A 25,409-nucleotide genomic window follows, 5' to 3' on the forward strand; every position below is an offset into this window, starting at 1 on the left:
GGAATGAAAATACGGGACAAAGACGCGGGATTATAGCGTATTTGCACTAGCAATAACCACTCTAGCTGTCAAGTAACGGCGTAGGTGCGATGTTTAGGGTGCTGGGGTTCCCGATCCCGCCCGGCGGGGGTGAGTGAATATAGTGCTGAGCCCGCAGTTTTCAAGGGGTTGGCGCTTATTAATTCTGCTTTTTTCGCCAATTGGCTAATAGAGCCAGTTGTTCTTCGGGGCTCAACTGGGCGCTGTTCTTGAGTTGATCGAGTAAATCGCGGTTGCGCTGTTTGTCTGCAGCTTGTTTCAGGCGCAGCAGACAGTCGTTAAATTCGGTGTGCGGATCGTATTCCAGGTTGCTGTCATCCTGGGCGAGCTGCCGCGCGACCGATACCAGTGGAGAAATTGCGAGCTTGGCCAGGGTATCGCAAGATTCTGCGCTGTGGTGTGCACGCCAGTGGCCGATCAATTGATAGAAATTTAATTGGGGGCGGCTTTTGTACAGCTCTACCAGCTGGATAAACAATGCCAGGTCTGCATTGCCCTCGATGGGGAACTGCTGTGGATTTTCGATTTGTGCTGCCAGCTCCGGATGGTGCAATAGCAGGGCGATCAGCATGCGCTCTGGCGGCAGGAGATATTGGCTCTGGCGGCGCGGACTGTCGCAACTCGGTGCTGTACTTTCACTGAAGTTGTTGTCGCGCTGCCAGGGTTCCGGCGGTGTGCGGTGCTCCAGGTCCTCGTGAGGGGAGGGTGCTTGGCTTGGATCTCCCTGTGCAGCTGTAGGTTGCGGGTGAGGCTGTTGTGGCGCGCGAGCTTTTTCTGTGCGGATAACCTCTTGTAGGGTTTCCTTGTCGAGCCCGGTGCGCGAGGCCAGTTGTTGGAACATCAGCTGGCGGTAGACGCCATCGGGCAGCAGGTCCAGCAGGGGAGCGGCGAGTTTGGACAGGCGCGCGCGGCCGTCCATGGTCTGCAGGTTGATATCTTCGCTCAGTAGGTCGAAGAGAAAATCTTCCAGCGGTAGGGATTGCTCCTTAATTAACTGCTGGAAACGTTCACCGCCCAGTTGGCGTACCAGGGTGTCCGGGTCCTCGCCTTCCGGCAGCAGCAGGAAGCGCAGGCTGCGCCCGTCCTGCATCTGCGGCAGGGCCGACTCCAGAGCACGGCGGGCGGCAGCGCGGCCGGCGCGGTCGCCGTCAAAGCAAAACAGCAGTTTCGAGGTGTGGCGGAAGGCGAGTTGAATATGGTCTTCGCCACAAGCGGTGCCCAGGGTGGCGACGGCGTAGCGGATATCGAACTGGGCCAGGGCCACCACATCCATATAGCCTTCAACCACAATCAGGCGCTCTAAATTGCGGTTGGCCTGGCGCGCTTCCCACAGGCCGTAGAGTTCGCGGCTCTTGTGGAAAATCGGGGTTTCCGGGGAGTTCAGGTACTTGGGTTTGTCGTCGCCCAGTACCCGCCCGCCAAAGGCGATGGCGCGCCCGCGCTGGTCGCGGATCGGGAAAATAATACGGTTGCGGAAGCGGTCGTAGTGGTGGCGCGCGTTGGGCTTGGTATTGCCATCACTGTCCTGGCGGCGAATGGCCAGGCCTGCCAGTTCCAGTTGATCCGCTTTCTCGGGGGTATCGGCTAATGCATTGAGCAGGTTGTCCCAGCCCGGGGGCGCAAGGCCGATACCAAAGTCCCGGGCAATCTCACCGGAGAGGCCGCGATTACGCAAGTAGGCCACCGCATTGCCTGCGGCGGGGTGGTTGCGCAGCTGTTCACGGTAGTAGTCGGCGGCTTTCTCTGTAAGCTGGTAGAGAGATTGACTCTCCCGCTGGCGCTTTTCTTGCCCCGGTGCCAGTTGTTCCCTGGGAACTTCCAGTCCACGGGTGGCCGCGAGTTTTTCCACCGCTTCTGGGAAGGGCAGGCGGTCGTACTCCATGAGGAAGCCGATGGCATTGCCATTGGCGCCGCAGCCGAAGCAGTAATAAAACTGCTTGTCCGCACTCACGGTAAACGATGGGGTTTTCTCGTCGTGGAAGGGGCAGCAGGCAGAGTAGTTTTTGCCTGTTTTACGCAGCTTGACCCGGCTGTCCACCAGCTCGACGATATCTGCCCTTGCGAGCAGATCGTCAATAAAGTGCTGGGGTATCTTGCCGGCCATGGGGATTCGCTCAGCTTAGGCCAGTTGGGCCTTCACCAGTTTGCTCACCGCGCCCATATCTGCACGGCCCTGCACCTGGGGTTTAACCTGGGCGATGACTTTGCCCATATCCGCCATGCTGTTGGCACCGGTGTCTTTGACGGCGGAGGCAACGATATCGGTGATCTCAGCTTCGCTCAGCTGCTTCGGCAGGAATTCCTGGATAACTTCAATTTCAGCCTGCTCTACTGCTGCCAGTTCAGCCCGGCCAGCTTTCTCGTACTGGGTAATGGAGTCGCGGCGCTGCTTGGTCATTTTGTCCAGCAGGGCCAGGATGCGGGCGTCATCCAGGTCGATGCGCTCGTCGACTTCAACGCGTTTGATCTCGGCGTTGATCAGGCGCAGGGTGGCCAGGCGCTCTTTGTCTCGCGCTTTCATTGCGTCTTTAGTGGCTTGAGTCAGGGTTTCCTTGAGAGTGCTCATAATGAGTGTTCCGAGATTGTTGGCAATGAATTTTGGATCAGGGGCTTAGGATAGCTTGTCTGCTGGGCGGGGGAAATGCGTTAGCCCAAACGAAAAACGGCGCGCGAGTATGGCTCGCACGCCGTTCTTTATAGCTCCGCTACGGGCTAAGCCCGTCCGGCCGCCTCGCTGCGACAGGCTTATGCAGCCTGCGGCTCTTAGTAGAGACGCTGGAACTTGCGGTTTTCGCGCTGAAGCTTTTTAGCGTGACGCTTTACAGCGGCAGCAGCTTTGCGCTTACGAACAGCGGTGGGCTTCTCGTAGAACTCGCGACGACGTACTTCAGACAGTACGCCTGCTTTTTCACAGGAGCGCTTGAAACGGCGCAGGGCGATATCGAAAGGTTCGTTGTCTTTGATTCGTACAGAGGGCATTAGGATACCTGTTAAAATTCGTTTCTCTCGGCCATTCCGGCAATGCTCTCGCAGTTGCATCCGGTGGCCGGTTCACAGCGAGGGCGCAAATTCTAAACACTCCTATACGGGATCGCAACCCCATTTTCCAGTATGATAACCACCCCTCGAAGTAGTCACGAGAATGAGATCAAGTGCGCGTCCTTGGTATAGAAACTTCCTGCGATGAAACTGGCGTCGCTATTTACGATTCTGAGTCCGGTTTGCTCAGCCATGCCCTGTTCAGTCAAGTGGACCTGCATGCCGATTATGGCGGTGTAGTCCCCGAGCTGGCGAGCCGCGATCATGTGCGCAAACTCTTGCCGCTGATTCGACAGGTAATGAAGAAGGCCGATACGAGCCCTTCAGACCTCAATGGCATCGCCTATACCGCAGGCCCCGGTCTGGTGGGAGCGCTGATGGTCGGGGCCTGCGCGGCCCGTGCACTGGCCTATGGCTGGGATATCCCGGCGGTGGCGGTGCACCATATGGAAGGCCACTTGCTGGCCCCAATGCTGGAGGATAATCCGCCTGCCTTTCCTTTTGTGGCCCTGCTGGTTTCCGGCGGACACACCCAGCTGGTGGAGGTGCGGGGGCTCGGCGATTACGAATTGATGGGTGAATCCCTGGATGACGCCGCCGGCGAAGCCTTTGATAAGGCCGCCAAAATGCTCGACCTGGATTATCCCGGTGGCCCGCGTTTGGCTGTCCTGGCAGAGAAAGGAGACCCCAAACGTTTTACTTTCCCGCGTCCTATGACTGATCGACCGGGGTTGGATTTCAGTTTTTCAGGCCTTAAAACCTTCACTTTGACAACAGTGCGTAAACACGCCCTCGAGGATGGTTTGCCAGACGAGCAGACTTGCGCAGATATTGCTGCGGCTTTCCAGGAGGCGGTAGTGGACACCCTGGTGATTAAATGCCGTCGCGCTATTAAGGCTTCCGGCTATAAAACCCTGGTGATTGCCGGTGGAGTTTCCGCAAATAAATTATTGCGTGAGCGTTTGGAAACGAGCCTGCGAAAGGATAACGCCAGCGTCTACTATCCCCGCCATGAATTCTGCACTGATAACGGGGCCATGATCGCCTACGCCGGTAGTTTGCGTTTAAAAGCAGGGGAGCAGACGAGCCTTGCGGTAGATGTGCGTCCGCGCTGGCCTATGACAGAATTGCCCAAGACCGAACTTTAAAAATCCCAGGGATAGCCTGGCATTAAAAAGAAAAGAGCCGATAAATGGATATTGTTTATATACGGGATTTAAAGGTGAATACCATTATTGGTATTTACGATTGGGAGCGGGAAGTGCGCCAGACGGTCAGTCTCGATTTGGAGATGGCCTTCGATATTAGTGAGGCGGCGCGTACAGACAATATCGAGTACACACTTAACTATAAAGCGGTGGCCAAGCGCTTGATCGCTTTTATTGAAAGCAGTGAGTTTCTGTTGGTGGAGACCATGGCAGAGCAGGCTGCGGCAATTGTCAGGGAAGAGTTTTCTGTAAGTTGGCTGCGACTGCGGTTGTCCAAGCCGGGTGCGGTCAGAGGGTCCAGGGATGTGGGTGTCATTATTGAGCGCGGCGAGAGGCCGGCAAAAGGTGCAGCAGCGATGTCTGCGGGAGTGTAAACGTGGCTCAGGTGTATCTCAGCCTCGGCAGTAATATCAATCGTGCGCAATATATCCGCGCAGCGCTGGATGCCTTGACCGGGCGGTTTGGCGAACTACAGGTGTCCCGGGTCTTCGAAAGTGAAGCGGTGGGTTTCCAGGGCGATAACTTTTACAACCTGGTGGTGGGGCTGCAAACTGACTTGCCGGTAGGACAGCTGGCCCTGTGTCTGCGCGGTATTGAAGATGCCAACGGCCGCCTGCGCTCCGGGCCCAAGTTCAGCGCGCGCACTCTGGATATTGATATTCTCACCTATGATCACCTGACCGGAACTGTCGATGGGGTAAAATTGCCTAGAGGTGAGATTGTAAAAAATGCCTTTGTTTTACAGCCTCTGGCAGAGATTGCTCCAGAAGAATTGCACCCGGTCGAGCAGAAAACTTACCGTCAGCTGTGGGATGAGTACGACCAGGCTTCACAAAAATTGTGGCCGGTGGAATTTCTTTGGCCGTGATTCCAATAAATTTCTAAAAAAAGTAGATAAAAAAGCAGCCCTTTGAGGCTGCTTTTTTATTAGGAGTAATTAACTTAGGCTCATTAGCGCTTCTTTAGTGAACGGAGTGATTTCCTCCGCGCGATCTTCCCGCACCTTGGCGAACCAGTGTGGGTCTTGTAATAGCGCGCGGCCAACGGCAATTAGGTCGAACTCCTGGTTGTCCATACGGCGGGTCAGTTCGCCTAAATCGGTAGGATTGGCCGTGCCACCCATGCCCTGGTTATTGCCGCCGATAAAATCATCGTCAAGGCCGACACTGCCGACAGAAATTACCGGTTTTCCCGTCAATTCCTTGGTCCAGCCTGCCAGGTTGAGATCAGAACCCTCAAATTCTGGCACCCAGAAGCGTCTTGTAGAGGCGTGGAAAATATCAACGCCGGCTTCAACTAGCGGTGTTAGGAAGCGTTTCAGTTCTTCCGGGTTTTGCGCCAACTTGGCTTCGTAATCCTGCTGCTTCCATTGGGAGTAGCGCAGCACTATGGCGAAATCTTCGCCTACGGCTTCACGTACCGCTTTGATAATTTCCACTGCAAAGCGGGTGCGATTTTCGATGGAGCCACCGTACTCGTCATCGCGTTGGTTGGTACCTTCCCAGAAAAACTGGTCGATCAGGTAGCCGTGGGCGCCGTGAATCTCTACACCGTCAAACCCAATTTCCTTGGCTGCTTTGGCTGCGTCTGCAAAAGCTTGTATAACCTCCTGGATGTCCTCTTTGCTCATCGCCTGGCCATTGGGCTTGCCGGGTTTGAACAAGCCTGAGGGGGAATAGCCGGGCACTGATTTATCCGGGCCTATGCCCTCTTTGCGCACGGAGCCTACGTGCCATAACTGCGGGATAATCTGGCCACCGGCAGCGTGTACTTCGTCTACCACTTTTTTCCAGCCGGCAAGAGCGGCCTCACCGTAGATTGCCGGAACATTCTCGTAGCCGTTTGCGGCTTTATGATTAACGAAGGTGCCTTCGGTAATAATTAGTCCCACTTCGCCCTCGGCACGGCGGCGGTAATAGCCGGCCACTTGGTCATTGGCTGAATAGCCCGGTGACATGGTGCGGGTCATGGGGGCCATTGCGACCCGGTTGCGAAGTTTTAGGGATTTATGCTCGAAAGGACGCAGTAGGTTGTCCAGGGAACCACTCATATTTCTCTCCTGAATGTCTCGATTCAACTCTGGGACTCACTGGTCCCACTAGGTCACAATTAAAACGGTTGCGTTATAAGACCTTATTTTAAGGTTGAGTTCAATATCTGGTTTCGTATTGCAACTCTTTTGCCGGTATACTAGGGGTATGTCACGTAAACGCTTTGATGATCTTGATTGCTCCCTGGCTTGCGCCCTAAATGAGGTGGGGGACTGGTGGTCCCTGCTGATAATTAAGCAGGCGATGCTGGGTACCCGCCGTTTTGTGGATTTCCAAAGAAACCTGGGAATTGCCAAAAATATCCTTGTGGATCGGTTATCACGTCTGGTGGATAACGAGGTGCTGGTACGCTTTGATGCGGGCGAACACGGTACTCGCTACGAGTACCGCTTAACGGAAAAAGGTCGGGACCTGTTTACGGTGGTAATCGCCCTGCGCCAGTGGAATCTGCGCTGGAATGGCAATAAAGATGGGATGCACCTGGTTGATAAAAACAGTGGTGAGCCTATCTCCGAAGTGGCTGTGCAGAATGCCCAGGGACAAAAACTCAGTATTCGCGATGTATTATTTGTGGATGAAAATGGCCAGCCCCTAGAGCAGGCTGGCTAGCTGGCTTTTTGAGGGGCTCTATCAATCCTGGCTCTTGGACAGCAGTCTGATTATGTCCAGAGCTCTGCCCGGCTCCCAACGCATAACAGAGACAACGCCGTGCATGGCTAGTAGACGCTGGTCTATTTTCCCTTTCTCCTGAAGCTTGTGTAATTTCTCTGTGGCCTCGGTAAAGCCGCGCTGCTCATAAGTGAGTAGTAATTTGACGGTCTGCTCCGCCGGAGTGACTTGGCGTGGAACAGGGGTATACCCCATCGCGCTTACCATACTCTCAGCCGCCAGCCAGGTGGACCAGGGGTTTTGCCCGGTAATAAGCTGGCCATCCACGCTGACTTGTTCCAGGTAAGTGGGCCCAGCCTGAAAAAACGCGCCTTGCTCACGTAAGCGATCCTCAAGCAGGAATGGAAATCGTTGCTCGGCGTCAGGGATAAGAAAAAGTTCCTCTTCGTTAGTAAAAGCACTGATCTGCCGATCGGCGATTAAGGGCTTGCCATTATCCAGGGTGACATTGGCAAGGGCCGCTGGCCCGTGGCATACCGCTCCGATAATTTTGCCGCTGTTATAGATTTCCCGCACCAGGGACTGGATATGGGGATTGTCGGGGAAATCGAACATGGTGCCTTTACCGCCGACAAAAAATACTGCCTGGTAATTCTCTGCTGATACCTGATCGATAGGAATACTGTTGTTGACCTTTTGTTGTGCCTCCGGGTCATTGAGAAAGGCATAGTCGAAAGGCCCTAGATCATCTTTATCGATCACCGCAGGCGGTTTGCCGCCTTTGGGACTGGCAATATCGACAATAAATCCGTTGGCTGAAAAGATGTAATAGGGGCGTGCCAGTTCAGTTAATTCATAACCAGTTGCCTTGCCACTATCTCCCATCGTTTCAGTACTGGTGACAACAGCTAAGATTTTTCCTCGGCTTTCCCTGGGTAATTGTTGTAAATACGGCAGGTCACTTACTGTCGTAGTGGAAAAGTCCTGCTCTTGGGGTGGAATTAGGCCCTTAATCCAAATAATAAAACCAAAAAATACGGACAAAGTCAGTGCCAGGGAAATAACAATTTTCTTCAACATATTAATCTCCAAAATTGCAGTAGTAGACGGAAAATCTTCTAGTGAGTTCGTAGGAGAATAAGGGATGGAAGGTGAAATTCAGGTGAGATTGTAATTGCTATTTAGGAAGAAAGAAAAAGCTGCACTCGAGATCGTATAAGGTATGGATGCCGATTCACTGTGCATCTCGAGCGCATACGGTAAAAATTTGAATCTTAGAACACTACTGTGTAAAAGACAGAGCACACTGATAAATATTGTTCCGACATTGGACAGAGATGGCCCAATTTAAGGCTTCACAGATTCTTTTGGCCAGGAAAAGGCCTTGACCAATACCGTCACTGCCTTCCCTCTTTTGGCCGGGTAAGAGGGAGGTTTCTAGATCTAATTGGTTGTCTGTGGCGTTCTCAAAAAAGAGTGTGTCCCCCTTATAGGTAATAACCAACTCAGGGCTGGTAGCGTGCTGTAATGCATTGCTGATCAAGTTGTCGAATAGCAGACTTACCAGGTGTCGATTAGCCAGGGCTCTGGCTTTGTGCCCTAATTTTAAATCAACATTAAAATGCTTTTGTACAATTAGCTGGTGTTGAGTTAAAAGACGCTCCTCTAGTACAGCACGCAATGGGATATCTTCCGACTGTAGAGACTCAGAGCGGGCGAGGGCTAATAGTGTCTTAACGGTTTTTTCCATACCGGTAACAGTTTCTAATAGCTCACTTTTCTCAGCTAAAGTCATTTCCCGATTTTGACTGAGAGCCAGTGTGCTTTTCAGAATGGTTAGCCCGGTGCGCAATTCATGGCTTGTATCCCGGGTAAACTCAGTTTCCCTGCGCAATGTTAGCTTGAGCTGGTTAAGTGTATCTTGCAGCGTACTTGCGAGATAACCGATTTCATCTTGTTCATTGTTATAGGGCAGGGAAATTTGAGAATCGCAGTTTCTCTGCTGCTGAACTGCTTTAGCGAGGGTTACTACAGGCGCGATGGTTTTACGGGAAATACGAAAGGCACAATAGAGGGCTAAGAGTAGGGTCAAGATACAGGCGCTGGCAAAAAGCCAGAGAAGCTTTGAAGATTGTCGGGTAACAGTGAGCAATTCACTGACTTCAGCTACGAGAACGGCGGAATGGTTGTCCGGAAAATGTACTCTGCGTAAGTGGAAGTGATGTTCCGTATCACTAAACCACTCAGCCTTTTCTGCATAGCTTGGTAAGGCAGTGCGCAGCTCGGCCGGAATTATTTTGCTTTCAGTGTATAGCGTTAAATAGGGTAGGCGTGGCTCTGGGGTCGCATTAGTCAGTCTTGCCTGCTGTTCGAGGTAGCGGACTTCTCCGGCCAATAAGTTATCAAGTAAATGGTCTTCAACTACATAGGCCACCATCATACAAATGGCAAAAAACACCAAGCATAGCAGCAGGGTAAAACTGCCAAAAATAGCGAAGACCTTCCTCTGTAAATTACTGGTTTCGCGCATTGGGAGTTTCCAACTGATAACCGAGATTGGTGATGGTTTTCAACATAGGGGCCTGGAAAGGCTTATCCAGTGTTTGGCGAAGACTATAAATGTGGGATTTTAAGGCGTCTGTTTCTGGGGGTTCATCACCCCAAATATGGTGGATTATTGCCGAGCGGCTTACTGGTGCTGGCGACGCCTGGGCGAGCATAGTGAGAATGCGAAAACCGATAGTTGTCAGGGGCAGAGGCTGTTTATCCCGGTAGGCCGTTTGCTGGCGCTGGTTTATCTGTAAATCACCGACCTTAATTTCTTCACTGGTATGCAGCTGGTGTCTACGTGCCAGGGCGCGGCATCTCAGTATCAGTTCCCTTGGTTCGAAGGGTTTACATAAGTAGTCATCGGCACCGATACCAAATCCGCGTTCTTTATCTGCGAGAGCATCTCGGGCAGTTAACATCAGAATTGGCATGTTAACTGGCGCTTGTGCCTTGATCTTTTCGCAGACCTCTAAACCGTCCATATCCGGCAGGCCCAGGTCGAGAATAATCAGGTCGAAGATTTGTTCCAGGGCCAGCTGTAAGCCCTGGCGGCCCCGCTGGGCATAATCTATCTGCCAGCCCTCAGCGTGCAGGAATTCGGCAAGCTGGCGGGCGATAGTGGGGTTATCTTCAATCAACAATATCTTCAGTGAGCGCACCGGCAAATCTCTTTTGGCAGAGGAAGTTACAAAGCATTCTGACAGAGTGCCGGTGAAATTGAAGTGAAGCCCCGTTGTTGGACTGTTTTAGATATTGATTGGACCGCTCTAGATATTGAGGTTACGGCCGCCGTCAACGGCAATAACCTGGCCGTTGATATAGGGGGCGTCACAGATCAGGAAGCGCACGGTTTTGGCGATATCGCTGGGGTCACCGGTTCGGGCCAAAGGAATGCGCTGGGTGATTTGTGCTTTCTTGGCTTCGTTAGTTGCCTCTTGCTCCGGCCAAAGAATGGCACCGGGGGCGACTGCATTGACCCGCACCTGGGGCGATAGCTCCAGAGCGAGGCTTTTTGTCAGCATTACCAGTCCAGCCTTGGCGGCGCAGTAAATAGTATGCTTGGGCATCGGGCGCTCGGCGTGAATATCCGCCATATTAACAACGCAACCCTGTTGTTGGCAGAGTGTTTCTTTCAGGGCCTGAGTGAGAAAGAAGGGAGCTTTGAGGTTACTGCCTACCAGCCGATCCCAGTCCTCCTCGGTCGCCTTTCCCACAGGTGTGGGGTGAAATGCAGAGGCATTGTTGACCAGAACATCAATACCGCCCCAGGCCTCTTGCGCGCGCTGGGCCAGATTGGAACAGGCTTCGGCGCTATTCAATTCACTGTGCAACGCTATGGCAGAGTTGGGGCGAAGTTGGTTCAGCTCGTTTGCCAGGGCCTTGGCAGCATCAGCCGAGTTGCGATAGTGAATAACAACTCTGTGATCTCTATGCAGCTCTTCAGCAATAGCACGGCCCAGGCGTGCGGCGGCACCGGTAATCAACACATTACGCAATGTAGTTATCCTTTACTCTGGCGATTGCCTTGATGCGCTCCCGGTCCAGTGCTTGCCCCAGCTTCGCACCCTGGTAGCCCTGTTTAATCAACTCCTCGGCAGTTACTGCCGCTGCCCCATCTCGAGCGGCGCGCAAAAATTCCACCTGTGGATAATCTCGATTCTCCAGCCCCTCACGACCTCGGGCATCTGCCTCACAGGCGCGAAGAAAGTTTTCAAATCGCTCGGGACGTCGCAAGGCATCCAGACTGCGGATCATTTTCATAATGGTCTGTGGGCGCAATTCGAAGGCTCTGTGGCAATGCAGGTGGTATTCGCAGACCCCGACAGCTAGTGCAGTCAGGTCTTTTGGGGTACGCCAGCGCTCACAGACGGCCTTTACAAGAGGTACGCCTGCGGCCTCGTGGCCGTGGTGGCTGGGGAGAATCTCCTCGGGAGTCAGTCCTTTGCCCAGGTCGTGTAGCAGTACTGCAAAACGCAAGGGGAGCTCTGCCGGTGCGGCGCGCAGGGCTAGCAGTACGTGTTCTCCAGTGTCCACTTCGGGATGGTGTTTGGGCGGCTGGGGAACACCAAACAAATTCTCTAATTCTGGTAACAGTACCGAGAGGGCACCGCAGTCTCGCAGTACTCGAATAAATATATCGGGGTCTGGCTCGGTAAGCGCCCGGCTTACCTCTTTCCAGACCCTCTCGGCCACCAGATATTCCACTTCACCCGCTTCTACCATCTGGCGCATGAGTATCATGGTCTCAGGGGCAACGCTAAAGCCAAGGTGATGGTAGCGGGCGGCAAAGCGGGCTACTCGCAGTATTCTTAGGGGGTCTTCGGCAAATGCAGGAGAAACATGGCGCAAAAGCCGTGCCTCCAGATCTTTCTGCCCTCCGTAGGGGTCTATTAGCTTGCCGTCGATGTCTTCTGCAATGGCATTAATAGTGAGGTCTCGCCGCAGGAGATCCTCTTCCAGAGTGATATTGGCATCGGCGTTAACGGTAAAACCGCCATAGCCGTGGCCGCTCTTTCTTTCGGTGCGAGCGAGCGCGTATTCTTCATCGGTCTCAGGGTGTAGGAATACTGGAAAATCTTTGCCGACTGGGCTGTATCCGAGGTCCTGCATTCTATCTGCATCTGCCCCAACCACTACCCAGTCACGCTCGGTGACTGGGCGATTCAAAAGTCTGTCGCGCACTGCGCCGCCAACAAGGTAGATCTTCAAAGCATTTGCTCCAGAGCTGGAGGGACCAGTGATCTGATAGGTGATTGTACTGCCATAAGTCCATTTGTTCCGGCGTTGTTCCAGGTTTGTCTGCTGGACGGAGGATGAGCGGTAGGAGTGTAAGAAGCTTCGGCAAGATAAAAAAAAGGCCCCGAAAAAACAAGGGGGCCCAGGGTCTTAGGGTATTCGCTTAGCAAACATTTCTTTGCCAACTGTGGGGGCTCTGACTTAACGGCCACACCACTGGAAGGGATCGCGTGACAAGTCCCAAGTCACGAATCTAGTGCCATTCTAAGAAACCTGTCTTACCTGTCAACTATATCTATTAGTATTTTTTGAGGGGGTTGTTCCGCTGTTCGTTAATTAATTACATGGACCGAATTTCGGGCTGGGTTTGCAGCATTAAACAGCATAATTTATAGGGGCGGTTCAGCTGGGCAGGATAATTTCACGTGTAACTCTGTGGGGCAGAGGATACTTTCGGGAAGTTGACTGTTCTTCTTTTTAATCGCAGTTGTTGGGGAGAATAAAGATGAGCGAATTACATGTGCTAACCACCGGGGAAGCAGCCAGGTACTGCGGTGTTAACTTCCGAACGGTGATTCGCTGGATTGAGCGTGGCCAGCTCAAGGCATACAAACTTCCAGGGCGTGGTGACCACCGTATCTGTGTTGAGGATTTCGTGGGCTTCCTGCGGGACAACTCAATGCCAGTTCCGAACGACCTGGCAGTTCCCAGTCGAAAAGTGCTTTTGTTAACGACTGATCCTGAGCTGACTTCAGGTGGACGCCAGGCGCTTCAGCAGATGGGGTGTGAAGTAGAAGTAGCTAGTGATAGTTTTTCCGCTGGTATCCTGATGGCGAGTGCCAAGCCGGCGTTGTTAGTGGTTGACACTGGATTGCTTGGGGAGAGTGGGTTTCAGGTGCTGGACTACCTCAGATCCCGCAGTGAATACTCGAACCTGAGCATTCTGGTTGTGCCTTCTGATGACGATGGCGAAAAAGCCCGTTGGCTGGATGCTGGAGCTGATGCTCTTTTAACTCACCGTTCTGAGCACGGTGAACTTTCTGCAAAGGCCAAGCTTTTGTTGGAAGCTGATGCCTAAGTAGCGCGATTCGCAAGTGGGTATTATTTCCCCATTCTGTGCGGGGCTGGTATTTCAACAGTTCCCGCGCTGAAACCTATATGGGTTTTGGTATTAACATAGACTCTTCTTCACCCTCCGGTCGGTCCCGACCTTGCTCTGGGCAGTGACAACTGGCCGTTATTTGATCCCCGTTCAAGCTGTTCAGGTGAACATCGAAGCCCCATAGCCGGTGAAGATGCCTTAATACCTCTGCTGTATCTTTACCAAGAGGGCGACGGCGGTGTTGTGTGTGGTGCAGGGTCAGTGAACGGTCACCACGGGTATCTACTGAATATACCTGGATGTTCGGTTCCCGATTGCCCAGGTTGTACTGTCCCGCAAGGTTCTCTCTTAACTGGCGATAACCGCTCTCATCGTGAATTGCGCTGACAATGATATCGTTCTCTTTATCGTTGTCGCTGATACAAAACAGTTTCATGTCTCGCATAACCTTGGGAGACAGGAATTGTAAAATAAAACTTTCATCTTTGAAGTCGCGCATGGCGAATTGAAGGGTTTCACGCCAGTTACTTCCAGCAATGTCTGGGAACCAGCGGCGATCCTCTTCAGTGGGGCTTTCACAGATACGCCGTAAGTCAGTAAAAATACTGAAGCCCAGGGTATAGGGATTGATACCGCTGTAGTGAGGGCTGTCAAAAGAGGGTTGGTAGATAACATTGGTGTGGCTTTGTAGAAACTCCATCATAAAGCCTTCAGTCACCCGCCCGCGCTTGTACAGCTCGGTTAAGAGAGTGTAGTGCCAGAAGGTAGCCCAGCCCTCATTCATTACTTGGGTTTGCCGCTGTGGATAAAAGTATTGGGCCAGCTTACGTACAATGCGCACTAGCTCCCGTTGCCAGTTTTCCAGGAGAGGGGCATTTTTCTCAACAAAGTACAGGATATTCTCCTGAGGCTCTTCGGGGAAGCGTTTCTCCTTTGTCTCCTCTATACCGTCACCGAGTTTTGGGATGGTCCTCCATAAATCATTGAGCTGTCTTTGGCGGTACTCTTCTCGCTCTTGCTGTTGGCGTTCTTCTTCAATAGCCGAGATTGGGTAAGGGCGTTTATAGCGATCTACACCGTAGTTCATTAGGGCATGACAGGAGTCGAGAATGGCCTCGACTTCATCAAGCCCGTAGCGCTCTTCACAGCGGGAAATATAATTTTTGGCAAAGATCAGATAGTCAATAATACTGCTGGCATCTGTCCAGGAGCGAAACAGGTAATTCCCTTTAAAGAAAGAATTGTGCCCATAGGAGGCGTGAGCAATCACCAAAGCCTGCATTGTCATGGTATTTTCTTCCATGAGGTAAGCGATGCAGGGATTAGAATTAATGACTATTTCATAAGCCAGCCCCATCAATCCGCGCTGGTAATTATTTTCCACGCTGATAAATTGCTTGCCAAAAGACCAGTGGTGATAACCCACTGGCATTCCTACCGAGGAGTAGGCATCCATCATCTGCTCTGAGCAGATAACCTCAATCTGATTTGGGTAGGTATCTAACCCAAACTCTTCTGCCAGTGCGCCGATGGCGCGATCATATTCCTGAATTAATTCAAAAGTCCATTCTGAGCTTGTTGATATGGGCTGACGCGACTCAGATTCAGATGCTTCAGCGCCACTGGCAAATTTGTCGAGCATCAGGCAGTCACCTTTTGGCGGAACAGTTGTCGGAACACCGGATAAATATCCTGTACATCGACAATCTGCTCCATAGCAAAGTGATTGGGGAATAAAGTGCGGACACTTTCATACTCTTCCCACAGGGCCTGGTGATCTCTGGGAGTGATTTCCACATAAGAGTAATACTGCACATGGGGCATAATATCGTCGATAAGGATTCGGTGGCAGGTACTGGAGTCGTCGTTCCAGTTATCACCATCTGAGGCCTGGGCTCCATAGATATTCCATTCGCTGGCGGGGTAGCGATCTCTTATAATACGTCGCATTAATTTGAGCGCGCTTGAGACAATGGTGCCGCCAGTTTCCCGTGAATAGAAAAACTCCTCTTCATCAACTTCTTTGGCGCTAGTGTGGTGTCGAATAAAAACGACTTCTGTATATTCATAACTGCGCTGTAGGAACAAATACAAAAGCAAGAAGAAGCGTTTGGCCATATCCTTTGTGGCTTGGTTCATCGAACCGGATACATCCATCAGGCAAAACATCACCGCCCTAGATCGAGGTTTTGGTTGTCGAATCAGCAGGTTATATTTCAGGTCGAAATCATCGAGGAAAGGGACTCGATTGATACGGCTGCGAAGTTCGGCGATTTGGTTTTTAAGAGCCTCAATTTTGCGCTGGTCTCGCAGAGCAGTATCTTTGTTTTCTTCTTGGGATAGGTCTTCCTCTAAATTGCGTAGGTTTCTTCGCTTATTACTGGTCAAGGCTATGCGTCTTGCATGGGCAGCCCTGAGTGAGCGGATCACATTGAGACGACCTGGAGTTCCTTCATTACTAATTCCGGCACGTACTATTTGAAAAGACTCGTTGCCGGCCAGGCGTTGCTTGATCATATTGGGCAGCTGGAGTCCCTCAAACATAAAGTCCAGAAACTCTTCTTGTGATATCTGGAAGACAAATTCATCAACCCCTTCCCCGCTATCACTGGCACCACCACCATTTCCATCACCGCCTCGCTGACCTTGACGAGGGATACGATCACCAGCAGTAAATTGCTTGTTTCCGGGTAATACTCGCTCTACGTGCCCACCGCTACCGTGAGAAAATAAGGGTTCGCTGATATCCCGAGTAGGGATACTGATTTGTTCTCCCTTATCCATGTCCATAATAGAGCGGCTATTCATGGCGTCGCCGACAGCTTTCTTAATGTGAGCCTTATAGCGCCTTAAGAATCGCTGCCGATTAACGGTACTCTTTTTCTTTCCATTCAAGCGGCGGTCGATGATATAGCTCATATTTCTGCCTTTGTTCTGAATAAAGCTCACAGGCATCCATCGCCATAAATCTATTCAGAATATTTCCTGCTGAATCCACCAAACACAATTATTGGTATCTTCACTATAGCGAGCCACTGAGAGTTCCGATGAGATGCTGTGAAATCATTTAAGTGCTCACTAAAAGTTAATGATCTAATCAGTATCCGGGTTTGGCTTCCTCGTGTTTTTCCAGTGACCTTAATGGAGGAAAACCTTACTATTGAGATTTTCTCACGCGTAGATACCATTCGGATAACAGTCTAACCTGCTTCTCGGTATAGCCCCGTTCAACCATACGCGCAACGAAGTCTGCATGCTTGCGTTTATCATCTGCTGACGCCTTGGTATTAAAGGATATAACTGGCAGAAGATCTTCCGTATTGGAGAACATTTTTTTCTCGATAACGGCACGTAATTTTTCGTAAGATCTCCAGTCGGGATTTTTTCCTTGATTGTTAGCCCTGGCGCGGAGTACAAAATTGACTATTTCATTGCGGAAATCTTTCGGATTGGAAATTCCTGCAGGTTTTTCTGTCTTTTCAAGCTCTTCATTAAGGGCGCCGCGATCCAGTATTTCACCGGTTTCTGGGTCACGATATTCCTGGTCCTGTATCCAAAAATCAGCGTAAGTGACATAGCGATCAAACAAGTTTTGGCCGTATTCAGCGTAGGATTCCAGGTAAGCTGTTTGGATTTCCTTACCGATAAATTCTACATATCTTGGAGCTAAATATTCCTTGATAAACCCGAGGTAAGTCTCTTGCACTTCTGGTGGAAATTGCTCCTGCTCTATTTGCTGTTCCAGAACATAGAGTAGGTGGACTGGATTTGCCGCCACCTCAGTAGCATCGAAATTGAAAACTTTTGAGAGGATCTTAAAGGAGAAACGGGTGGATAGTCCGTTCATGCCTTCATCTACCCCTGCATTATCTCTGTATTCCTGAATGGTTTTTGCTTTGGGGTCGGTATCCTTCAGGTTTTCACCGTCATAGATACGCATCTTTGAATAAAGGCTGGAGTTCTCAGGGTTTTTAACTCTCGACAATACAGAGAATTGCGCCAACATCCGCAGGGTGTCTGGTGCACAGGGAGCTTTTGACAAGGAGCTATTTTCTAGCAGTTTCTGATAGATTCGTATTTCTTCCTGCACTCTTACACAGTAGGGCACCTTGACGATATAAATACGATCCAGGAAAGCCTCATTGTTGCGATTATTGCGGAAGGATTGCCATTCTGATTCATTGGAATGAGCGAGGATTGTACCGTTGAACGGAATTGACCCCAACCCCTCAGTACTGTTGTAATTCCCTTCTTGTGTTGCAGTTAGTAGGGGGTGAAGCACCTTGATAGGCGCTTTGAACATCTCGACAAACTCCATCAGTCCCTGGTTGGCCCTACATAAACTACCAGAAAAACTATAGGCATCAGGGTCATTCTGGGGGAAATCCTCAAGCTTACGAATGTCGATCTTGCCAACTAGTGATGAAATATCCTGGTTATTTTCATCACCGGGCTCTGTTTTTGAGATGGCAACTTGATCGAGAATAGATGGACGAATTTTTACGACACGGAATTTACTGATGTCCCCTTTAAATTCATGCAATCGCTTAACAGACCAGGGAGACATAATAGTGTTGACGTATCGACGTGCAATGCCGTAGTCCTCTTCAAGGATGCGGCCATCCTCAGTAGGAGAGAAAAGGCTCAAGGGAGATTCAAATACTGGCGATCCCTTAATTGCATAGATGGGCACCTGCTCCATCAAGGCTTTTAGCCGCTCTGCAAGGGATGACTTTCCGCCGCCAACAGGACCTAGCAAGTACAGGATTTGCTTCTTCTCTTCCAGACCCTGTGCGGCATGTCGGAAGAAAGAGACAATTTGCTCTATGGCTTCCTCCATACCATAGAATTCACTGAAGGCCTTGTATCGCTTAATAACCTTATTACAGAAAATACGTGACAGGCGCGGGTCCCGTGAGGTGTCTACCAGTTCGGCCTCGCCGATGGCCATCAGCATCCTCTCGGCTGGTGACGCATAGGCACTGCGGTCTGTCTTACACAGCTCCAGGTATTCCTGAATACTGAGTTCCTCGTCTTGGATAGATTCGTATCTTTCCAAGTAGTGATTGAAAATTGTCATGGTGTCTACCTCCCTGTAGCCTACTGGATTTAGCTCAGTTTCCTGCTTTGGTTAGGATGTCGTACGCCCTTGGCTTCTCTTGCCCAAATGTGACGAGCGATGTATGAGCTGTAAAGTCCAGATCGTGTTTGGGATACGCTTGGCGTGAAGCACTATCGTTATTGCCGTTGTGAACCTTGTTCTTTGCTGGAGTAAGTGTTGAATGCTCTCCAGCTTTTCCAGCATAGCTTTCCCTTTGAATGAGACAGTGGAATGTCACTTATATAGGTTGAATTGGGCGGCTGTTTTACGTTTTACTACAGCCCATATTGGGTATTAGAGAAATATTGAGGAACATAAATGGCGATTTTGGTGACTGGAGGTGCCGGATATATTGGCAGTCATACCTGTATCGAGTTGCTTGCTGCCGGCTTTGAGCCTGTAGTTGTGGATAACCTATCGAACAGCAGTGAGGAAGCCCTACGGAGGGTCGAGTTAATTGCTGGCAAAGATATCCCTTTTCACCATCTGGATATTAGTGATAAGGAAGGTTTACGCAAAGTATTCTCTGATCATAAGATTGACGCCGTAATTCACTTCGCGGGGTTAAAAGCAGTTGGTGAATCTGTTGTGCAGCCTCTGCGCTATTACCAGAATAATGTAGCTGGGACCTTAACTTTATGTGAGGTGATGGAGGAGTTTGGGGTTCATCGCCTGATCTTCAGTTCGTCGGCAACAGTCTATGGTGATCCTGAAACAGTACCAATTAAAGAAGATTTCCCTACTGGCGCAACCAACCCCTACGGCTCAAGTAAGTTGATTGTGGAAAACATGTTGCGCGATCTTTGTGCTGCGCCGAACAGCCGGTGGAAAGTGAGCTTGTTGCGTTACTTCAATCCGATTGGAGCCCATGAAAGTGGGACTATTGGTGAAGATCCCAGTGGTATCCCCAATAACTTACTACCCTATGTTTCCCAAGTGGCAGTAGGTAGATTGGAGCAGCTACAGGTTTTTGGTGGTGATTATGATACCGTCGATGGTACTGGAGTTCGAGATTATATACATGTAGTTGATCTGGCTCGCGGACACTTGGCGGCGCTAAACTTAATTTGTAAAGAAGAAATTTCTGAGGGTTGTTATACCCATAATCTGGGGACGGGACAGGGCAGTTCTGTTTTACAAGTCGTTCGTGCTTTCGAGAGTGTCAGCGGGAAGGAAATTCCCTATAACATTGCTCCGCGGAGACCCGGAGATATTGCAGAGTGTTACGCAGATCCAGAGCTGGCTGAAACAGAGCTGGGGTGGAAAGCTGAGTATGATTTAGTACGTATGGTGAAAGATACCTGGCGTTGGCAGTATAAAAATCCTAAAGGGTACAGTGCAGATTAGGCAAAATTAAGTTAAGGAAATTTGATCCTATTTTTTGCCTCACAGAGGGTTAGGTTTTTCTATCAACCTGATAATGCTCATTGCTTGCGCAGCTCCATGCGGATATTGCAGGCAATGAGTTTCTTTCATGTTCTAAATAAAATTATATCAACAGTACCTGCGTTAAGGGGCCATTATACTACCGATAGATACAATCCTGTTGATTGACTTGAACGTTTCTGATTAGCGAAGAATAAGAATTATTTGTCTGTCTGGTTGTATGTATAACGCTCTATTGATAGTTATCAATATATGGAAGCATTTATTACTTCAATTTTCCTAATTACCACTCTTGCTAAGTTATGCGTAACTGTATATAAATACAGCTATCTCGTTGATCTGCAAGGGAATACGCCATGGCTCGCAACAAGGTACAGTTTCAGAAGGGTATTAGTTTGACCCAATTCCTCAAAATGTACGGCAGCGAGGAACAGTGCTTCGATGCACTGTCGCAGTGGCGTTGGCCCAATGGCTTTAGTTGTCCTCACTGCGGGCATGACAAGCATTGCGACCTCGCTTATCGCAAGCTTAAGCAATGTAACCATTGTCGGCGTCAGACATCGATTACCTCTCGTACAATTTTTGACTCCACGAAGCTCCCCCTCACCACCTGGTTTCTCGGTATTTTCCTGATTACTCAGGATAAGAAGGGCATTTCCTCTATGGAGCTATCTCGACATCTAGGTATCTCTTACAACGCAGCATGGCGTATGAAGCAGAAACTCATGCAAGTGATGATGGAGCGAGACCAACGATACAAACTGTCCGGTTTTATTGAACTAGATGATGCCTATCTCGGTGGTGAGCGTACTGGATGCAAGCCCGGGCGCGGAGCCAAGGGTAAAACTCCCTTTGTGGCGGCCGTTGAAACAACCAAGGAGGGACGCCCAACCCGTATTAAGCTCTCAATTATCAAGGGCTTCAAAAGCAGTGAAATTTCAACCTGGAGTAAAAAGTACCTTTGCAGTGGCAGCACAGTCATCTCAGATGGTCTTCCATGCTTCAATGCCATTAAGGAGGCCGGTTGTGTACATGACAAAATTGTTTGTGGTGGTGGCCGAGCTTCTGTTGAAGAGCCTGAGTTCTATTGGGTAAATACAGTACTTGGTAATTTAAAGAGTGCGCTACGTAGCACTTACCATGCTATTAGGCCGAAATATGCACAGCGCTATTTGGCAGAATTTCAATATCGCTTTAATCGGAGGTTTGATTTGTCGGCACTCATTCCAAGATTGATTTACGTCTCTCTTCGGACACCACCGATGCCAGAAAGGTTGCTAAAAATTGGCTTAGCATAAGTGGTAATTAGGTCAATTTTTGTTTATTTTTCTCAATCTAAAAGGAGTTAAGATTGAAATATATTCAGTTTTTACTGTTAGTTTTAACTGGTTTTTCAGCTTTAGCTGAAGATATATCTGGGGTGGATATCGCGATTGAGAAGCAGGGCGATAAGCTCTGGAAGCTTACCTATCAAATGGATAGGCCGGCAAGCCGGATTAGCTTTGTACGTAACCCGGATGCCTCTCGTATAAAACGCTGGAAGCCTGTGTCACCAGAATTTGAATTAGTTTCTATGGATGGTGAAGAGTTTCTGGTTAGAAAAGATAGAAGTTCATTCGAACACATTGAAATTTATTTGACGCCTAGTTATATATCTCTTCCCAAAGACTATGCACCTTTCTCCCCCTATTCAGATGGTGGAAGCCTGATATACACGGGCCGCTTTTTTGCTTGTATTGACAACTGTGATGATAAAGCAAAAACCTGGCGAGTAACTATGCAGGCTCCTCCAGGTGAGCATATGATCATTAACGGGAAGATAAGTGATCGGACAGCCAGGTGGATTGATCGTGATAATGGAATGAATGTTTATGTTGGAACTCAAGAACCCATAAATACAGCTAGTGTTTTAGCAGTAATTGATAGCGGTTTGCCGGAAAAATTGAGATTGTCTTTAGAGTCAGATATTCCCAGGTTAATGAGTTATTTTGAGCAAAAGCTTGGGGCACTAAGTGGAACAAAGCCTGCTTTGTATGCATCATATGCGAATGTCGATGATAACTCTTGGCAGGGGGGGACCTTGCCACATCAGGTTTTTATGCATTGGAATATGAATGAACTTGATGGGAAATTTTCCGACCCTAACTTTATTAATGAAACCATTTGGTTTTTTGCTCATGAGGTCGCACATTTATACCAGCAGGGTAGTGAAACAGGATTGTATGGTGATGCAAATGAATCGTGGTTACATGAAGGGAATGCGGATTGGTTAGCAGTGCTGGCTTTATTAGATTTGTATCCCGAGTCATCAAAATATGTCTCTAATAAAATTAAAGCTTTTAAGGAAAGTTGTACAAAAGGTGTAAAAGAGATTCCTTTGGTTGAGGCTGCTAACCGGGGTAGGTTTGATCTGTATTATAGCTGTGGCCTGCTCATACATCGAGCAATTGACCTGTTTCTGCAAAGTGAAAATGCTGATTCGTCAAATATTTTTTCGATATGGAGCAGTTTTCGTCAAGAGGTCGAGGGCGGCGGAGAAAAAGGCGCTGATACTTTCTTGATGCTTCTCAGCCAGAGGGAAGGAGCAGCGGAACTTGTTAACTCTATTGAGCTTTTACTTGATGGGAAACCGTCGAGTGTAGGAGTTGCTTTGGATCAATTAACCCATGGCTTATAAGGTTATTCAAGCTAGGTAAACTGACAGTTACACTCCCAGGTGATAACTGTCAGTTTATTTTTTTAGATTCGGTCGGTTTAAATTCTTCTTTTAGGCTTCAGGGCGAAGTGATTTTTATAAGCTACAGTCTGTACAAAAAAATTCTTCATCACTTAATCGCATTGCAGTCAGGTATCCTCCCCAAACGCAACCTGTGTCTAGGGCATAGATATTCTCAGTATCTGCACGGCCTTCCAGGGCAGCCCAATGCCCAAAAATAATCTTGTCATTTCTGGTTTTTCGATTGGGAAAGCTAAACCATGGCTGGTATTCACCGTGAGAGGCCTGGACCCCCTTTTTATTGATTAGATCCAGAGTGCCATCAGCCTTACAAAATCGCATTCTTGTGAAGTAATTGGTAATGGACCGCAGGCGTTCGATGCCGATCAAATGATCATCCCAACAGTGTGGCTCATTACCGTACATGCCATAAAAAAATGCCTTTGCCATAGCTTCGTCGGCGAGGGCCTTATGCACTTCAGTGGCGAGCTTTTGCGCTTTAGTAACGCTCCAAATGGGGGGGATACCCGCATGCACCATGGTGTACCCCTTCTTATGTACTAGAAGGGGTAGGCTTTGTAGCCACTCCAGTAACTTATCAGAATCTTTTGCTTTTAAAACCTTGGCAAGGTCGTGCTCTTTTTCAGACAGAGATTTAGCGCCATGGGCGATCGCTAGTAAATGGAGATCATGGTTGCCCAACACTGCTGTAACCTGCTGGCGGTGCTCATAGAGATAGCGAAGGGTGCTCAGGCTATCCTCACCCCGGTGAACCAAGTCTCCGGCAAGCCAGAGTTTGTCACGGTCAGCACTAAAATTGATTTTCTTGAGAAGGCTTTGAAAAGCTGCAAAGCATCCTTGAATATCTCCGATGGCGTAAGTTGCCAAGGTTCCCCCCAATAATGTGAAAAATAATTATTGTTGTTGCAAGTTTGTACAGTAGTCGGCCAGCTTAACAAAGTCCTCGACGCTTAAGGTTTCTGCTCTGCGGCCGGCATCAATGGGTAGCAGCTCGGGGTCGAGATCCGGGAATAGGGGTTTTAAAGCATTGCGCAGGGTCTTACGGCGCTGCTGGAAGGCTATATTGACGATTCTTTCCAATAATCCTTCATCTTTTGCGGTAAATGGCAGAGTGCTGTGGGGAACCAATCTCACGATGGCAGAATCCACTTTGGGGGCGGGCCGGAAGGACTGCGGAGGGACAGGGAATAGGCCCTGTACGCGACAGTAATATTGAACCATCACGCTAAGTCGCCCATAAGATTTAGTCGAAGGCGTAGCGCTGAGCCGATCTACCACCTCTTTCTGAAGCATAAAATGCATATCCTGGACTTGCCCGCGAAAACTGAGCAGATGGAACAGTAATGGTGTGGATATGTTATATGGAAGGTTACCGACAATGCGTAGCTGCTTATCTCCAGCAAAGGTGCCAAAGTCAAATTTTAATGCGTCCTTTTCAATGATGCTAAATTCCGGGTATTCCCTGAATTTAAATTCCAGCATCGGAATCAGGTCGCGATCCAGTTCGACAGCGGTTAGAGATGGGCACCGTTTTAGTAGTAATTCTGTAATTGCCCCTTGGCCCGGGCCAATTTCCACTAGCGTATCTGACTCTTTAGGGCCTACCGCACGAACAATGCGCTCGATAATATTTTCATCGACGAGAAAGTTTTGTCCAAAGCGTTTGCGGGCTTTGTGTTGAAAGAAGTTATCCATTGATATATCTGTAACCTGGATGATTAATTTTGCGGTTAAGCCTTGGGGTGCTAGTGAGCATTTCAGTTGGATACCCTTTAGGGCCTTTCACTGCGCTCACGTGGTGAGGGCATGGTTTACACTTTCTTCAAGCAAGTTTTAGGCACTGGTTAGGAACTGCGCAATTTAGCTATCGCCACAGCCTGAGACAGTGCGGCTTTGAGGCTGCCGCAGTCTGCAATGCCTGTGCCCGCGATATTGAGAGCTGTGCCGTGGTCTACTGAAGTGCGGATAAAGGGTAGCCCCAAAGTGATATTGACGGCGTGGCCAAAACCCTTGAATTTTAACACTGGAAGCCCCTGATCGTGATACATAGCTAAAACGGCGTCACATTCCGACAAATGCGGCGGGGTAAAAAGAGTGTCTGCGGGAAGTGGACCTTTCAGTGATATACCTTGGTGGCGCAAGTGTTCGAGTGTGGGTTCAATTATTTCTATTTCCTCATGGCCTAAGTGTCCCCCTTCTCCAGCATGGGGGTTGAGGCCGCAAACGCTAATACGGGGATTGGAGATGCAGAAATGTTCCCGCAAACTGGCGTCGAGGATGGTAATAATCTGCTCTAGAAGCGGGGGGGTGATAGCAGCGCTCACCTCTTTGAGGGGCAGGTGAGTTGTCACTAGAGCAACTCGAAGGTCCTCTGCTGCTAGCATCATAACGACACGCTCAACACCGGCATTTTCAGCAAAGAACTCTGTATGGCCGCTAAATGGAGTACCGGCATCATTGATAATGCCTTTGTGTACGGGCCCTGTAACCACGGCATCAAACTGGCCGGCCAGGCAACCCTCTGCCGCAACTGTAAGAGTTTCCAATACATAGGGTGCATTGACTGCATTCAGTAAGCCGGGTTTAGCAGGCTCGGGTATGGAGACCGGTAGTATGTAGAGAGCACCGGCAGGTGTCCCCTCTGTGCCTGCTGTGGACAGAGGAAGGAGCTGAAGAGGCAACCCCAATGCCGCAGCGGTCTCTGTCAGTAGTAGGGGATCAGCAATTGCGACAATCTGTGCTGGAGAACTCTCTTGTGCAATCTTCACAGCCAGCTCAGGGCCAATACCTGCAGGTTCTCCGGGGGTGAAGGCAATTTTAGGAGCCATTGCTATATAACTTTCCTGTAGCT

The 25,409-nt window shown here is 49.7% G+C and carries 23 protein-coding genes; 8 read left to right on the forward strand and 15 right to left on the reverse strand.

The genetic code is table 11. The features are described from left to right. Nucleotides 1–178: 178 nt before the first annotated feature. The 3 genes from dnaG to rpsU form a co-directional block, all read right to left on the reverse strand. Nucleotides 179–2,143, reverse strand: a complete 1,965-nt coding sequence (gene dnaG, locus ACJJIQ_RS22455) for a DNA primase (RefSeq protein WP_445363091.1) — start codon at nt 2,141–2,143, stop codon at nt 179–181. A 15-nt stretch (nt 2,144–2,158) separates the two neighbouring features. Next, nucleotides 2,159–2,605, reverse strand: a complete 447-nt coding sequence (locus tag ACJJIQ_RS22460; RefSeq protein WP_108731584.1) for a GatB/YqeY domain-containing protein — start codon at nt 2,603–2,605, stop codon at nt 2,159–2,161. Between the two features lie 197 nt (nt 2,606–2,802). Next, nucleotides 2,803–3,018, reverse strand: a complete 216-nt coding sequence (gene rpsU / locus ACJJIQ_RS22465) for a 30S ribosomal protein S21 (RefSeq protein ID WP_020411530.1) — start codon at nt 3,016–3,018, stop codon at nt 2,803–2,805. A 173-nt stretch (nt 3,019–3,191) separates the two neighbouring features. Here rpsU and tsaD point away from each other — a divergent pair, with 173 nt between their 5' ends. The 3 genes from tsaD to folK are packed head-to-tail and all read left to right on the forward strand — an operon-like array spanning nt 3,192 to nt 5,154. Then, nucleotides 3,192–4,226 carry a tRNA (adenosine(37)-N6)-threonylcarbamoyltransferase complex transferase subunit TsaD gene (gene tsaD, locus ACJJIQ_RS22470; RefSeq protein ID WP_445363092.1) on the forward strand — a complete coding sequence of 345 codons (1,035 nt, stop codon included), beginning with the start codon at nt 3,192–3,194 and terminating at the stop codon, nt 4,224–4,226. A gap of 44 nt (nt 4,227–4,270) precedes the next feature. Then, complete coding sequence (gene folB, locus ACJJIQ_RS22475; protein WP_020411528.1) at nt 4,271–4,660, forward strand: dihydroneopterin aldolase; 390 nt, start codon at nt 4,271–4,273, stop codon at nt 4,658–4,660. A gap of 2 nt (nt 4,661–4,662) precedes the next feature. Continuing rightward, on the forward strand, nt 4,663–5,154 hold the full coding sequence (gene folK, locus ACJJIQ_RS22480) for a 2-amino-4-hydroxy-6-hydroxymethyldihydropteridine diphosphokinase (protein ID WP_445363093.1): 492 nt from the start codon (nt 4,663–4,665) through the stop codon (nt 5,152–5,154). A gap of 69 nt (nt 5,155–5,223) precedes the next feature. Here the strand turns inward: folK and ACJJIQ_RS22485 are convergent, their stop codons facing one another. Next, nucleotides 5,224–6,336, reverse strand: coding sequence for an NADH:flavin oxidoreductase (locus ACJJIQ_RS22485; protein WP_445363094.1), 1,113 nt, complete (start codon nt 6,334–6,336; stop codon nt 5,224–5,226). A 148-nt stretch (nt 6,337–6,484) separates the two neighbouring features. Between ACJJIQ_RS22485 and ACJJIQ_RS22490 the strand changes: the two genes are divergently transcribed. Further along, nucleotides 6,485–6,946, forward strand: coding sequence for a winged helix-turn-helix transcriptional regulator (locus ACJJIQ_RS22490; RefSeq protein WP_282934464.1), 462 nt, complete (start codon nt 6,485–6,487; stop codon nt 6,944–6,946). A gap of 21 nt (nt 6,947–6,967) precedes the next feature. On the opposite strand, the gene ACJJIQ_RS22495 is transcribed toward ACJJIQ_RS22490, so the two are convergent. From ACJJIQ_RS22495 to ACJJIQ_RS22515, 5 genes are all read right to left on the reverse strand, one after another. Next, on the reverse strand, nt 6,968–8,026 hold the full coding sequence (locus ACJJIQ_RS22495) for a type 1 glutamine amidotransferase domain-containing protein (RefSeq protein ID WP_445363095.1): 1,059 nt from the start codon (nt 8,024–8,026) through the stop codon (nt 6,968–6,970). Between the two features lie 202 nt (nt 8,027–8,228). Continuing rightward, nucleotides 8,229–9,476 carry a sensor histidine kinase gene (locus ACJJIQ_RS22500; RefSeq protein ID WP_445363096.1) on the reverse strand — a complete coding sequence of 416 codons (1,248 nt, stop codon included), beginning with the start codon at nt 9,474–9,476 and terminating at the stop codon, nt 8,229–8,231. After that, nucleotides 9,460–10,155, reverse strand: coding sequence for a response regulator transcription factor (locus ACJJIQ_RS22505; RefSeq protein WP_413664232.1), 696 nt, complete (start codon nt 10,153–10,155; stop codon nt 9,460–9,462). The genes ACJJIQ_RS22500 and ACJJIQ_RS22505 overlap by 17 nt, the downstream gene beginning before the upstream one ends. 108 nt (nt 10,156–10,263) lie before the next feature. Next, nucleotides 10,264–10,992 carry a pteridine reductase gene (locus tag ACJJIQ_RS22510; RefSeq protein ID WP_444899182.1) on the reverse strand — a complete coding sequence of 243 codons (729 nt, stop codon included), beginning with the start codon at nt 10,990–10,992 and terminating at the stop codon, nt 10,264–10,266. Further along, nucleotides 10,985–12,205, reverse strand: coding sequence for a multifunctional CCA addition/repair protein (locus tag ACJJIQ_RS22515; RefSeq protein ID WP_445363097.1), 1,221 nt, complete (start codon nt 12,203–12,205; stop codon nt 10,985–10,987). The genes ACJJIQ_RS22510 and ACJJIQ_RS22515 overlap by 8 nt, the downstream gene beginning before the upstream one ends. A gap of 532 nt (nt 12,206–12,737) precedes the next feature. On the opposite strand from ACJJIQ_RS22515, the gene ACJJIQ_RS22520 reads away from it, so the two are divergent. Further along, a complete protein-coding gene (locus ACJJIQ_RS22520) occupies nt 12,738–13,310 on the forward strand; it encodes a helix-turn-helix domain-containing protein (protein WP_413664235.1) in 573 nt (190 codons plus the stop codon). Nucleotides 13,311–13,386: 76 nt separating this feature from the next. Here ACJJIQ_RS22520 and ACJJIQ_RS22525 read toward each other — a convergent pair whose 3' ends face one another. From ACJJIQ_RS22525 to ACJJIQ_RS22535, 3 genes are all read right to left on the reverse strand, one after another. Further along, entirely contained in the window at nt 13,387–14,976 is a 1,590-nt protein-coding gene (locus ACJJIQ_RS22525) for a SpoVR family protein (RefSeq protein WP_444912041.1), read from the reverse strand. After that, nucleotides 14,976–16,253 carry a YeaH/YhbH family protein gene (locus ACJJIQ_RS22530; RefSeq protein ID WP_445363098.1) on the reverse strand — a complete coding sequence of 426 codons (1,278 nt, stop codon included), beginning with the start codon at nt 16,251–16,253 and terminating at the stop codon, nt 14,976–14,978. Before ACJJIQ_RS22530 ends, ACJJIQ_RS22525 begins: the two co-directional genes overlap by 1 nt. A gap of 238 nt (nt 16,254–16,491) precedes the next feature. After that, nucleotides 16,492–18,414 carry a PrkA family serine protein kinase gene (locus ACJJIQ_RS22535; RefSeq protein WP_413664238.1) on the reverse strand — a complete coding sequence of 641 codons (1,923 nt, stop codon included), beginning with the start codon at nt 18,412–18,414 and terminating at the stop codon, nt 16,492–16,494. 339 nt (nt 18,415–18,753) lie between these two features. Between ACJJIQ_RS22535 and galE the strand changes: the two genes are divergently transcribed. The 3 genes from galE to ACJJIQ_RS22550 all read left to right on the forward strand — a co-directional run bounded on the left by galE (nt 18,754) and on the right by ACJJIQ_RS22550 (nt 22,498). Beyond that, a complete protein-coding gene (galE, locus tag ACJJIQ_RS22540; protein WP_445363099.1) occupies nt 18,754–19,782 on the forward strand; it encodes a UDP-glucose 4-epimerase GalE in 1,029 nt (342 codons plus the stop codon). Nucleotides 19,783–20,177: 395 nt separating this feature from the next. Next, entirely contained in the window at nt 20,178–21,119 is a 942-nt protein-coding gene (locus ACJJIQ_RS22545; RefSeq protein WP_445362153.1) for an IS1595 family transposase, read from the forward strand. Nucleotides 21,120–21,172: 53 nt separating this feature from the next. Continuing rightward, nucleotides 21,173–22,498 carry a M1 aminopeptidase family protein gene (locus tag ACJJIQ_RS22550; protein WP_445363100.1) on the forward strand — a complete coding sequence of 442 codons (1,326 nt, stop codon included), beginning with the start codon at nt 21,173–21,175 and terminating at the stop codon, nt 22,496–22,498. Nucleotides 22,499–22,612: 114 nt separating this feature from the next. Here the strand turns inward: ACJJIQ_RS22550 and ACJJIQ_RS22555 are convergent, their stop codons facing one another. From ACJJIQ_RS22555 to pdxA, 3 genes are all read right to left on the reverse strand, one after another. After that, nucleotides 22,613–23,425 (reverse strand): symmetrical bis(5'-nucleosyl)-tetraphosphatase, encoded by an 813-nt coding sequence (locus ACJJIQ_RS22555; RefSeq protein ID WP_413664241.1) that lies wholly within the window; start codon nt 23,423–23,425, stop codon nt 22,613–22,615. 27 nt (nt 23,426–23,452) lie between these two features. Beyond that, on the reverse strand, nt 23,453–24,253 hold the full coding sequence (gene rsmA, locus ACJJIQ_RS22560; RefSeq protein ID WP_445355140.1) for a 16S rRNA (adenine(1518)-N(6)/adenine(1519)-N(6))-dimethyltransferase RsmA: 801 nt from the start codon (nt 24,251–24,253) through the stop codon (nt 23,453–23,455). Between the two features lie 149 nt (nt 24,254–24,402). Beyond that, the gene (gene pdxA / locus ACJJIQ_RS22565; RefSeq protein ID WP_445355139.1) at nt 24,403–25,386 is read right to left on the reverse strand and encodes a 4-hydroxythreonine-4-phosphate dehydrogenase PdxA; all 984 of its coding nucleotides are present in this window, start codon (nt 25,384–25,386) and stop codon (nt 24,403–24,405) included. Nucleotides 25,387–25,409 lie beyond the last annotated feature (23 nt).

The organism is Microbulbifer maximicatervae (SeqCode), assembly GCF_052468295.1.